The sequence below is a fragment of the Pseudoclavibacter sp. RFBG4 genome (assembly GCF_002931515.1).
Lineage (GTDB): Bacteria > Actinomycetota > Actinomycetes > Actinomycetales > Microbacteriaceae > Pseudoclavibacter.
Map to the genome: position 1 here is coordinate 25,431 of NZ_PSYC01000022.1, position 12,028 is coordinate 37,458.

Sequence of the window (12,028 nt, forward strand, 5' to 3'; positions counted from 1 at the left end):
CACGCTGGGCCTACCGCTGGCGCGGACCTCCGCGCTTCTGGCTCGGGTTCTGTCCGCCGCCCTGGCCCGCGGCCTGAGCGGGGACGGGCTCTTCCTTGGAGGTGCTCTCTTCGGAGCGCTCGCTTGACGTCTCGGAGGTCGCGCTCTCGTCGTCGGCCCCAGCCTCAGGCTCCTGCTGCGAGCCGCTGCTCGAGAGCGCGAAGGCGTGCGCTTCGGCGCCGTCGTCGGTGCCCGATGCTGCCGCCTCGGCGTTGTCAGTGGCGGGGCGCTTCGTGATCTGCTCGTCGGCCTCGGGAAGGCTGAAGTCGGTGCGCGAGAAGGCCCGCTTGAGCTGGTCGAGGTAGTTCTGCACCTGGTCCCGCTCCTCGCGGAGCTCCGAGAGGCGCTGCTCGGCGTTGTCGAGCAGGCTCTGGGTGTGCTGCTCGACCTCGGTGTTGCGCTCGCGAGCCTGCTTGTTGCTGGTCTCGAGCAGGTCGGCTGCCTTGCGCTCCGCCTGGTCCTGCGTCTCCTGCGCGCGGCGCCGCGCATCGGCCATGATCTTGCCCGCTTCGCGTCGAACCTGCTCGCTGCGCTGGTTGAGGTCGGCGAGCTGCTCGGTCGCGTCGTCGATGAGCTTCTTCGCGGCGGCCTCCGCCTTGCGACCGGCGGCGACAAGCTGCTGCTCGAACGCGTTGCGACGCTTCGAGAGCTCGACGTCGAGTTCCGTGCGCTTCGCGTTCATCTCCCGCACCGAACCCTCGCGGAGCGCGTCGAGCTCACCCTTCGCGGCCTGGCGCTCCGCCTCCTGCTCATGCTCCATCTGCGTGCGACGAGCTGCGGCTTCGCGCTCGAAGTCGGCACGGACCTTCTCCATCTCCCGCTGCCGCTCGGCGAGGCGAGCGGCAGACTCGGCGATCTCGTTCTCCACGGCCTGGCGCTTCGTGGCCAGCTCCTCGTCGACCGATGCGCGCAGCGCGCTGATCTCGAGGTCGGTCGAGTGCCGCAGCTCACGCAGCTCGGTCGTGACCTGGTCCTTGACCGTGTCGATCTCGCGCTCCTGGTTGGTCCGCGTGAGATCGGCTTCCTGCTTCGCGTTCTCCAGGAGGCTGTCGGCCTCCGAACGGGAATCGCTCAGCACGCGCGAGGCGCGAACATCCGCTTCCCGAGTCACGCGTTCCGCGTAATCGTTGGCTTCCTGGTGGATGCGGGCCGCGTTCCTGTGCGCTTCGCTGAGGATCTTGTCTGCCTCGCGTTGCGCTTCGGCGGTGAGCTTCTGTGCCTGCTGCTCGGCAGTCGCGAGCGTGCCCGCGAGCTTGGTGCCGAGGCCGGAGTAGGTGGGGTTCCCGACCTCGTTGAGCTCGGACTCGAGCTGCTTGATGCGGGTCCGCATCGCCGCGATCTCGCGGCTCGCACCGGAATCCTGGTTGCCGGCCTGGGCGAGCTGCGTGCGCAGTGACCTGATGACCTCGTCGACCTCTTCGCGGTTGTAACCGCGCATCGCCGTGTTGAAGTTGATGTCGTCGAATGCCAAGGACGCCTCCGCGTGAGTCAGGGTGCAGGTGCGCGCCGACCGCCTGCGCACGTCCTGAAGTCTAGACGGCGGCTTCGAACAGCGCCCTGATGAGGCGCGGAATGGCGAAGACATCTCTCGCGAAATCGCCGGTTTCCGGGACGGGGGCGCCGGCGCATACACCGAATTCCGGGGCGAAACCGGCGTATTCCAGGGGAAGTGCGGGCACGGTGCGTTAGATTGAGGGTCGAGAGTCTCCATGAACCTCATGGAAGACGACGGCACCCTCGCGAGAGGAGCACGTCGAGCGCACAAACGATGCACGGCGCAATCACTCGAGAAGGAGTCACTCAGTGAGATTCATCCTAGCCGCGATCGCATTTCTCGGAAGTGCGGCGCTGCTTGTCGTCGGCTGGCTGCAGGTCACGGAAGCGAGGGCCGCTGACACGGTCGTCGCGACGGGCACGCTGACCCAGGAGTCGCCGTTGCTGGTCATCCCCAGCGACACGCTCATCGAGCACGCTGGCACGCAATCCATCACGATCCGCGGCGACGGCCCCATTCGCGTCGCGATCGGGCGCCAGGCCGACATCGCAGGCTGGGTCGGCACGACGCAGCACGAAATCGTCACCCTCGACGACACGAGCGGAGCCCTGGTCTTCACGCCGGGCGAGGCCTCGCCGGATGAGACGACGGCCCCCAACATCCTCGGCAACGACCTCTGGTTCGAGGAGTACGAGGGGGAGGGCCAGCTCGAGATGCAGCAGACGCTTCCCGTCGGCTTCGCCCTGCTCGTCCAGTCGGACGGAGAAGCCTCCGCGCCCAACGAGGTCTCCATCTCCTGGCCGCTCGACGGACGCGCGCCCATGGCCGGTCCACTGCTGCTCGGCGGCGGAGTCCTGCTGCTGATCTCGCTCGGCCTGCTGCTCTGGGCGCTGCTCAGCATGCGCCGCCGCTCGAAGCCGCAACGACAGGCTCGCGAAGAGGTCGACTCCGAGATCCCGGTCGCCGTTCCCGCCGCTGACGGGGCAACCGCGGCCACGCCGGCGTTCTCCTTCGAGGGTTCGACGCAGGCAGCGAACGATGGGCTCGACTCGTCCGAGGTCGATCCGATCGAGCAGTCGCAGAGCGTCGTGGCCGAATCGGTCCGGCTCTCTGAAGAAGACGTGCGAACAGCCGAGGCAGACCACGAACGCTTCCGGCCGGTCGATGAAGCCGTGCCCAGCTGGGCACCACCGGCCACCGTCGACGCGGAGGATCAGCAGCCCCAGGCTGCCGCCTTCCCCTCCTTCCGTGCCCCGAGCGCCGAGGCACCAGCATCGAACCCGGCACCTGGCGCACCGGATGCTCCGGCGGTCGACGACCCGTTCAGCTGGAGCGGCCAGGAAGAAGCGACGTCGTCCGATGCGGGCGCCGCCCCGGCTGAGCCGGCAGCGCCTCCAATGGACAACGACGCAGACAAGCCGGACGCAGACGAGCCGGATGACGATTCCACCGGGGGCGGGGAGCCTCCCGCTGGCGGTGCACCCGGTCCCGATGCGACCGCACCATCCGGCGACGCGCCCGCTGCTGAGCCCCAGCAGTGGCGTCGACCCCGGGGTCGCGACCGGAGCCAGGCCCCGAAGCGACTCTTCAGGCTCATCCCGGTGCTGCTCGTCGGATCGATCGCGCTCTCCGGATGCTCCGCCGACTTCTGGCCAGAGCAGTTCGGCGGGTCGACGAGCGCGCCGACGACGCCGACGCCGACCTCCTCGATCGACCAGGCGCTTCTCACCGAAGGCGAGGCACTCCCCGCGGTGAACGCGCAGCAGCTCACGGAGATCCTCGACGACGCAGCCAAGCTCGCCCAGGAAGCCGATGCCGCCAACAACGCGGACGGGCTGGCGCCCAGATTCACCCAGGCCGCCTACCAGGAGCGCGCTGCCGAGTACCAGGCGAAGGCCGCCGACAACGCGCTGCCGGGTCCCGCGGCCTTCCCCACCGGCGAGATCGTCTACGCCGTACCGCAGGCCTCGGAGGCCTGGCCGAAGTCGATCTTCGTGGTTCGTGAAGCCGGCGGAGAGACGCCGACGGCACCGTTCGGCATGATGCTCACGCAGTCGTCGGCTCGCGACGGCTACAAGGTGGCATCCATCGTGCAGCTCACCCCCGACGTGACTCTGCCCGAGGCGGCCCCCGTCGAGATCGGGGCCCCCGGCATCGACGGTCTTGCGCAGCCGCTTGTCATCGCCCCCGAGGAACTCGCCGCGGCGTACGCCGACGTCATCAGCAACGGGGACGGCTCGCAGTTCGCCGCGCTCTTCTCTCCCGACGGAGATTCCCTTCGCACCCAGATCGCCGATGCCAGGGCAACGGTCTCGGGCGAGATCGACGCGAACGCGGCGCGGATCGAATTCCAGACACGGGCGAGCGACGATCCTCCCTTCGGAGTGCAGACGCTCGACGGGGGAGCGATCATCGCGGTCTCCATCGAGGAGGTCGAGAAGCTGAGCGCGCGGACGCAGCTCGCGACGCTGAGCGTTCAAGGGCGCACCGCCGCTCTTGCAGGTGCCAGCTCCTCGTCACTTGGATTCGAGACGCTCTACACCAACCAGCTCATGTTCTACGTGCCGTCTGAAGCGACAGGCGGCGCAGTCCAACTGCTCGGCTACGCCAACACCATGACCGGCGCACGCCAGCTCAACGCCAACGAGGTTACCTATGGCTGAAACCCCTCCACTCAACCCAGCAAGTCTCTACGGAGCCGTTGATCTCTCCTCGCTCGTCCAGCGTGCGAACACGCCGGCAGGTCAGGAGCCCGGCGCTCCGGCAGCCGGCGCTCCCGGACAGCCCACGCAGCCAGCGGCCGGCGAGCCGGTGGCGACGCTGCCGGACGTCGTGGTCGATGCCGACGAGCAGACGCTCGAGCAGTTCATGCAGCTCTCGCAGTTCCTACCCGTCATCGTCGAGATGCACGCCGCCTGGTCGAGTGATGCGCAGGCCCTCTCGCCCGTGCTCGCGAACATCGTCCGCAGCGCGGAAGGACGCATCGTGCTCGTGCGCGTCGACCTGGACGCGCATCCGCAGCTCGGGCAGCAGCCGCAGGTCATCGCCATCATCGGCGGTCGGCCATTGCAACTCTTCTCCGGAAACCCGCCCCAGGAGCAGATCACGCAGATCGTCGGCGAGATCCTCCAGGTCGCGGCCCAGCAGGGGCTCACGGGCCACGTCGCAGTCGATGCAGCACCCGAGGCCGAGGCGGAGGCGCAGGCCGAGCCTGCCGCACCGCCGCTCCCGCCGCTGCACGCCGAAGCCTTCGAGGCGCTCGAGCGTGGAGACTATCCCGCAGCCATCGACGCCTACGAGCGCGCCCTCGCTGAGCGCCCCGCCGACGACGAGGCTCGCGCCGGCCTCGCCCAGGTGCAGCTCCTCGTCCGGCTCCAGGGCAAGACGCTCGAGGAGATCCGGCAGCGAGGCGCCGCCAACGCGGACGACCTCGATGCGCAGCTCGACGTCGCCGACCTCGACCTGTCGGGCGGGCACATCGACGACGCATTCGACCGCCTGCTGACGCTGTTCCCGAAGCTCGACGCCGAGGGCAAGACGACGGTGCGCGAGCGCCTGCTCGATCTGTTCCTCGTCGTGGGCGTCACGGACCCCCGCGTGGGGGCTGCGCGGGCACGGCTCACGAACCTGCTGTTCTGACCTGAGCCGGTGAACTGAGCGAGGCCCGGATGCGATCTGATCGCATCCGGGCCTCGCTTCGTCGAGCGTGCCGGGCTGCTATCCCTCGAACTTGAGCCAGACCGCCGCGAGCGGCGGGAGGGTGATGGCCGCCGACTGCGCGAAACCGTGCGACGCGACATCCTCGGTCGTGACGGAACCGTAGTTGCCGGCCCCCGAACCCGCGTACGTCTCCGCGTCGGTGTTGAGCACCTCCGACCAGCGTCCTGCGTGCGGCAGGCCGAGGCGGTAGCCGCCGATGGCCTGGTTCGAGAAGTTGAAGATCATCGCGACATCCGGAGTGCCGTCGAAGCCACGGCGCGCGAACGCGAGGACGCTGTTCGCCGCGTCGTCGCCGCTGAGCCACACCATGCCTGACGAGTCGTCGTCGAGCTCCCAGAGCGCGCCCTCGTGCTTCGCGAGACGGTTGAGGTCTCCCACGAGACGCTGGACGCCCGCGTGGCCGGGGTTGTCGAGCTCCCACCAGTCGAGTCCGCGAGACTCGCTCCACTCGGTCTGCTGCGCGAACTCCTGCCCCATGAAGAGCAGCTGCTTGCCCGGGTGCCCCCACTGGTACGCCAGGAAGAGGCGCGTGCCGGCGAGCTTCTGCCACTCATCGCCGGGCATCTTCGAGTACAGGGACCCCTTGCCGTGGACGACCTCATCGTGGCTGATGGGAAGCAGGAACCGCTCGCTCCACGCGTACACGAACGAGAAGGTCAGGTCTCCCTGATGGTGGGAGCGGTAGATGGGGTCGCGCTCGACGTACCTGAGGCTGTCGTTCATCCAGCCCATGTTCCATTTGAGGCCGAAGCCGAGGCCGCCCCAGTCGGTCGGCTTCGTGACGCCAGCCCAGCTGGTCGACTCCTCGGCGATCATGGCGATACCGGGGTAGAGCTTGTAGGCCGTCGCGTTGACCTCCTGCAAGAAGGCGATGGCCTCGAGATTCTCGCGCCCGCCGTGGATGTTCGGCACCCACTCCTCGCGCGAGTAGTCGAGGTAGAGGATCGAGGCGACGGCGTCGACGCGCAGCCCGTCGATGTGGAACTCCTCGAGCCAGTACAGCGCATTGGCGACGAGGAAGTTGCGCACCTGGGAGTCACCGAAGTTGAAGACCTTCGTGCCCCAGTCGAGCTGCTCGCCCAGGCGAGGGTCGGCGTGCTCGTAGAGCGCCTGGCCGTCGAACTCCGCGAGGCCGAAGCCGTCCTTCGGGAAGTGGCCGGGCACCCAGTCCATGATGACGCCGTAGCCTGCCTGGTGGAGCCGGTCGATGAGGTAGCGCAGGTCGTCTGGTGAGCCGAGGCGGGAGGTGGGAGCGTAGTAGCCGGTGACCTGGTAGCCCCACGAGCCGCCGAAGGGGTGCTCCGAGAGCGGCATGAACTCCACGTGGGTGAACTCGAGGCCGTCGAGGTACTCGACGAGCTGGTCGGCCAGCTCGCGGTAGCCGAGTCCGGGTCGCCAGGACATGGCGTGGAGCTCGTAGGTGGTCATGGGGCCCGTGTGCGGGTCCTTCTGCGCGCGGGAGGTCATCCAGTCGCCGTCGCCCCACTCGTAGGTGCTGGGCTTCGCGATGACCGACGCGGTCTGGGGCGGCTGCTCGGCGTGCAGCGCGAGGGGGTCTGCCTTCTCGACCCAGTCGCCGGAGGCGGTGCGGATCTGGAACTTGTAGGTCTCGTGCGGTGTGACACCTGGTACGAAGAGCTCCCAGATGCCGAGTGCGTCGAGGCGGCGCAGGGCGTGCGCCCGGCCATCCCAGCCGTTGAACGAGCCGATGACGCGCACGGCCTGCGCGTGGGGAGCCCAGACGACGAACGAGGTGCCCCAGACGGCGGAGTGGGTGCCCCAGTGCTCGCGGTGGTGCGCGCCGAAGACGTGCCAGAGGCGCTCATGGCGCCCTTCGCCGAAGAGGAACTGGTCGACCTCGCCCACGACGGGAAGGAAGCGGTAGGGGTCGTCGACGATGTGCGGAACGCCGTCGCTGTAGACCGTCTCGATGCGGTAGTCGTCGAGGCCCTGATCGTGCGCGCCCTGCCAGATGCCGTGGGCGAGGTGCTGCAGCTCGACCCGCTCCCCGCTGGACTCGAGGATCGCGGTGACACGCTCCGCGAGAGGGCGACGCGCTCGGACGAGCGTGCGGCCGTCTTCCTGCAGGTGCTGTCCGAGGATCGCGTGCGGGCCGGAGTGCGTGCCCTCGGCGACCGAGCGCAGCTCACCCTCGGGAACGCCGATCGGTGCGGGAGCGGCGGGCTTGAGTTCGTCGGTCATGGTGTTTCCGTTCTCGAGATCGTCCGGTCGCACCGCCTGGCGCGACCGGACGACGGGTCAGAGTGCCGAGTGCCTGACGCGCAGGATGTGCGCGGGAAGGGTGGAGGGGTCGAGGCGCACGTAGTTCGCGCCGCCCCAGACCCATTCGTGGCCGCTGAGGAGGTCCTCCACGCCGAACTCCGTGTCGGGCGCGAACCCGAACTTCGTCTGGTCGATGTAGACGGTCGCCTCCTCGATACCGGAGTGGTTGAGGTTCACCGCGACGATCACCGTGTTGGAGACGCCGTCGGGGGCGTACTCGGCGGGCAGGTGCTTGGAGAAGACGAGCACGTTCTCGTTGTCGCTGAACTGCACCTCGAAGTTGCGCAGCTGCTGGAGCGCCGGGTTGGCGCGCCGCAGCTCGTTGAGCTTCGTCAGGAGCGGAGCGAGGGAGTAGCCGCTCGCTTCCTGGGCCGCCCAGTCACGCTGCTTGAACTCGTACTTCTCGTTGTCGATGTTCTCCTCCGAGCCGGGGCGGGCCACGTTCTCGGCGAGCTCGAATCCGGCGTAGACCCCCCACAGGGGGGAGGAGGTGGCGGCGACGATCGCTCGGATCTTCGCGGCGTTGCGCCCACCCTTCTGCAGGTACTCGGTGAGGATGTCCGGTGTGTTGACGAAGAAGTTCGGGCGAAGGAAGTCGCTTGACTCCTTCGATACCTCGGTGAGGTACTCCTCGAGCTCCGTCTTCGTGTTGCGCCAGGTGAAGTAGGTGTACGACTGCTGGAAGCCGGCCTTCGCGAGCGCGTGCATGATGGCGGGTCGGGTGAACGCCTCGGCGAGGAAGATGACCTCGGGGTGCTTGGCGTTGACCTCGTGGATCAGCCACTCCCAGAACTGCAGGGGCTTCGTGTGCGGGTTGTCGACGCGGAAGATCTTGACGCCGAGGTCGATCCAGTACTCGACCGTGTCGAGGACCTCCGCGTACAGGCCGTTGCGGTCGCCGTCGAAGTTGATCGGGTAGATGTCCTGGTACTTCTTCGGCGGGTTCTCGGCGTAGGCGATGCTGCCGTCCGGCAGCTGCGTGAACCAATCGGGATGCTCAGCCACCCACGGGTGGTCGGGGGTCGCCTGCAGGGCGAGGTCGAGGGCGAGCTCCATGCCGTTCTTCTCGACCTCGCTGACGAAGTACCGGAAGTCCTCGACGGTGCCCAGGTCGGGGTGGATGTCGCGGTGGCCGCCTTCTGCGGACCCGATCGCCCACGGGGAGCCCGGGTCTCCAGGCTCCGTCGTGAGGGAGTTGTTCGGCCCCTTGCGGTTGGTGTGCCCGATCGGGTGGATCGGCGGAACGTAGAGCACGTCGAAGTTCATGGCCGCGACCGCAGGCACGCGCTCGGCGGCGGTGCGGAACGTGCCGGAGGTCCAGCTGCCGTCCGCCGCCTGCCTGGCGCCCTCCGAGCGGGGGAAGAACTCGTACCAGGCCGCGTTTCCGGCCAGCGCGCGGTCGACCTGGATGCTGCGCTTGGCCGAGCGCGTCACGAGGGAGCGGACGGGGTGCGCCTCGACGACCTCGAGCACGTCTTCGGCGAGCAGCGAGGCGAGGCGGAACGAGGCGGACCGGGAGGTGAAGCGCGACGCGGTCGCCGCGTCCCGCAGCACGGCGCTCTGATGCGCGGTGAGCTCAGGATTGGTGGCCGCACGGTCGACGACCATCGCGCCGAGCTCGAGCATGACGTCGACATCGATACCGGCGGGGATCTTGATCTCCGCGTTGTGCTGCCAGGTCGCGAAGTCGTCGTTCCAGGCTTCGACCCACCACTCGTGGGTGCCGGCGGCGGTGACCTGCGCCTCGGCCAGCCAGGAGTCGGTGCCCTTGGGGCCGGGCTGCATGCGGATACGCGAGGCCTCCGCGCCTGGCTCGGTGAGCACGAGCTCGACGCCGATGATGTCGTGCCCCTCGCGGAAGGCGACGCAGGAGAAGGGCACGACATCGCCTACGTACCCCTTCGTCGGGAACAGGTTGTCGACGAGCTGCGGCTGCAGGTCGAGGATGGGGATGCGGCCGATCACCGGCACGTAGCCGGAGCCCGGGAAGGCGTCGCCGGTCGGCGGGAGCGCCGTCGCGACGGCCGCGGCTGCTGCCGGCTTCGCCGCTGGAGCCTTCGGCTTGCGCGCCCTTGGCGCCTTGGCCGAGGAGGGCTCGGGTGCTGCCGCTGCGCTCACTGGCGCGTCCTGCGCCGCTGGGGCAGGCTTCGGCGAGGTGCTCGCTCGCTTCGCGGCTGCCCGACGTGGGCGGCTCGGTGGAATCTGGTCGTCTGACGCTGGTGTCGTTGCCACATCCGAACGCTACCAACACCCACCCGCATCGGGGCTGTTCGCGTGTCACGGAATGCGAACGACCCCTACGCCGTGGGCTAGATGCGGTGGTGTCCCGGCTCGACGTCGACGGCGTAGACCTGCACCGAGGGTCCCTCGAGACCGGTGAGCTGACCTGGGACGAGCACGCGACTCGAGCTGAGCGCCTCGTCAGGGTGCTCGTGCGTCGAGTCCCAGAGGAGCCGGTACCCGGTGATCTCATCGACGGCTGGCGCGCGGAGCGCCGCGTCGTCCTCGCTGCCGTGCACGACGAGCAGGAGACGGTCGGTGAGCATCCGCACCCCGTCGACGAGCTCGGCGTCGCCCGTGAAGTCGGCATCGGCTTCCGGGATGTAGGCGTCGAGCAGCACCTGCAGGGTTCGCCCGCCTGGCCCCTGCCAGGAGCCGTCGCCCATGGGGTTGCCGAGCGCGTCGAACCACCGGCGCCTGGTGCCGTGCTCGCTGAGCGCGTGCCCGTGGTTGAAGCTGCTCGGACGCAGCACCTGGTGCTTGCCACGCAGCTCGATGAGCCTGCGCGTGTGCGCGAGCTGGGCGAGCTGGACCTCGCTCAGCTCCCAGGAGAACCAGGTGAGGGGCGAATCCTGGTTGTACGGATTGTTGTTGCCCTTCTGCGACCGCGCGACCTCATCGCCCGCCGTCAGCATGGGCACACCTGCGCTCAGGAGCAGAGTGCCGAGGAGGTTGCGCATGGAGCGCCTGCGCAGCGCCTCGATGTCGCCGCGGTCGCTCGGCCCCTCGACGCCGAAGTTCCAGGAGCGGTTGTCGCCGGTCCCGTCGCGGCCGAGCTCGGCGTTCTGCAGGTTGTGCTTGACGTTGTAGGAGACGAGATCGCGAAGCGTGAAGCCGTCGTGGGCCGTCACGAAGTTGACGGAGGCGAGGGGCCCGCGGTCGTCGCTGAACATGTCGGAGGAGCCGGCGAGCGAGGTGCTGAACGCGCCGGCCCCCTCGGGATGCACGCCGGAGCTGCGCGCCTCGGCGATGTCCCGAACCCAGAACGAACGCGCGTGGTCGCGGAAGCTGTCGTTCCACTCCGACCAGTCCTCCGGGAAGTTTCCCGTCTGCCAGCCGCCCATGCCGACATCCCACGGCTCCGCGATGAGCTTCGTCTCGGCCAGGCGGTCGTCGCTGACGATCGCCTCGAGCAGGGGGTGATGCGTCTCGAAGGCATGGTGCGCATTTCGGCCGAGCGTTGCCGCCAGGTCGAAGCGGAAGCCGTCGATGCGGAACTCCTCCACCCAGTACCTGAGCGAGTCGAGGATGAGCTCGCGCACGATCGCCTCCGACGTGTCGAGCGAGTTGCCGCAGCCGGTCTGGTCGACCGGGTTGCCGTGCATGTCGTGCCGGTAGTAGGTGGCGTTGTCGAGGCCGCGGAACATGGACGTCTCGTCGCCGCGGCCACCCTCGGAGGTGTGGTTGTAGACGACGTCGAGGTACACCTCGATGCCGGCTGCGTGCAGGTGCTTGACCATGCCCTTGAACTCGCGCGCGATCGCGTGCGGGCCAGCCGCACGGGCGGCGGGGGAGGCGTAGTCGGCATGCGGGGCGAAGAATCCGAGCGTGTTGTAGCCCCAGTAGTTCGCCATGCCCTGGCGCCGCAGGAACGACTCGGACGCGAACGCGTGCACGGGAAGCAGCTCCACCGCTGTGACCCCGACCGATTGGAGGTAGGCGATCGTGTCCTCGTGCGCGAGGCCGGCGTAGCTGCCACGCAGGTCTTCCGGCATGTGCGGGGCGAGCTGCGTGAATCCCTTGACGTGGGCTTCGTAGACGACGACGTCGCGGAGGGGGAGGAGCGGTGCTCGGACCTGACCCCAGTCGAAGGGCTCGGACTCGACGACCTGGGCGGTCCAGACCGGAACGGCCAGGCTGCCGACGTTCGCGACCTGCCTGGCGTACGGCTCGACGAGCAGCCGATGCCTGTCGAAGGCGTTGGTTCCGCTCGACGGCCCGTCGGCGCGCACGGCGTACCGCTGCCCGTTCACGAGCTCGGCGCATTCTGCCTGCCAGACGCCGCCTGGCATGCTGGCCATCTCGATGGTCCGCGTGACCGTGCCGTCGGCGGCCACGAGGCACAGCGTCATCGAGGTCGCGTGCATCGAGAACACGCGGAGGCGCGCGATTCCCTGGCGGTGGGTCACGCCGAGGTCTGAGCGGGTCTGGGAATCGGGCATGAGGCCTAAACTGTTCGAATCGAGCGGCCGGGCGCCGTCCGGCGGCTTC

6 protein-coding genes are annotated in these 12,028 nt (G+C 68.7%); 2 read left to right on the forward strand and 4 right to left on the reverse strand.

Going from position 1 to position 12,028, the window contains the following annotated elements; genetic code table 11:
• Nucleotides 1–10 precede the first annotated feature (10 nt).
• Entirely contained in the window at nt 11–1,510 is a 1,500-nt protein-coding gene (locus tag C5E10_RS06505) for a DivIVA domain-containing protein (RefSeq protein WP_181062675.1), read from the reverse strand.
• A gap of 332 nt (nt 1,511–1,842) precedes the next feature.
• On the opposite strand from C5E10_RS06505, the gene C5E10_RS06510 reads away from it, so the two are divergent.
• Together C5E10_RS06510 and C5E10_RS06515 are read left to right on the forward strand one after the other, a co-directional pair.
• Complete coding sequence (locus C5E10_RS06510) at nt 1,843–4,197, forward strand: hypothetical protein (RefSeq protein ID WP_104330943.1); 2,355 nt, start codon at nt 1,843–1,845, stop codon at nt 4,195–4,197.
• Nucleotides 4,190–5,173 (forward strand): tetratricopeptide repeat protein, encoded by a 984-nt coding sequence (locus tag C5E10_RS06515; RefSeq protein ID WP_104330944.1) that lies wholly within the window; start codon nt 4,190–4,192, stop codon nt 5,171–5,173. Before C5E10_RS06510 ends, C5E10_RS06515 begins: the two co-directional genes overlap by 8 nt.
• A 78-nt stretch (nt 5,174–5,251) precedes the next feature.
• Here the strand turns inward: C5E10_RS06515 and glgB are convergent, their stop codons facing one another.
• The 3 genes from glgB to glgX all read right to left on the reverse strand — a co-directional run bounded on the left by glgB (nt 5,252) and on the right by glgX (nt 11,979).
• Nucleotides 5,252–7,456 carry a 1,4-alpha-glucan branching protein GlgB gene (glgB, locus tag C5E10_RS06520; protein WP_104330945.1) on the reverse strand — a complete coding sequence of 735 codons (2,205 nt, stop codon included), beginning with the start codon at nt 7,454–7,456 and terminating at the stop codon, nt 5,252–5,254.
• A 57-nt stretch (nt 7,457–7,513) separates the two neighbouring features.
• Nucleotides 7,514–9,655, reverse strand: a complete 2,142-nt coding sequence (locus tag C5E10_RS06525; protein WP_104330946.1) for an alpha-1,4-glucan--maltose-1-phosphate maltosyltransferase — start codon at nt 9,653–9,655, stop codon at nt 7,514–7,516.
• A 191-nt stretch (nt 9,656–9,846) separates the two neighbouring features.
• Nucleotides 9,847–11,979 carry a glycogen debranching protein GlgX gene (glgX, locus tag C5E10_RS06530; protein WP_104330947.1) on the reverse strand — a complete coding sequence of 711 codons (2,133 nt, stop codon included), beginning with the start codon at nt 11,977–11,979 and terminating at the stop codon, nt 9,847–9,849.
• Nucleotides 11,980–12,028 lie beyond the last annotated feature (49 nt).

Excerpts from the sequence above, each read along its gene's own strand:
- glgB (WP_104330945.1), bottom strand. The coding sequence starts at position 7,456 with ATGACCGACGAACTCAAGCCCGCCGCTCCCGCACCGATCGGCGTTCCC.
- C5E10_RS06515 (WP_104330944.1), top strand. The coding sequence starts at position 4,190 with ATGGCTGAAACCCCTCCACTCAACCCAGCAAGTCTCTACGGAGCCGTT.
- glgX (WP_104330947.1), bottom strand. The coding sequence starts at position 11,979 with ATGCCCGATTCCCAGACCCGCTCAGACCTCGGCGTGACCCACCGCCAG.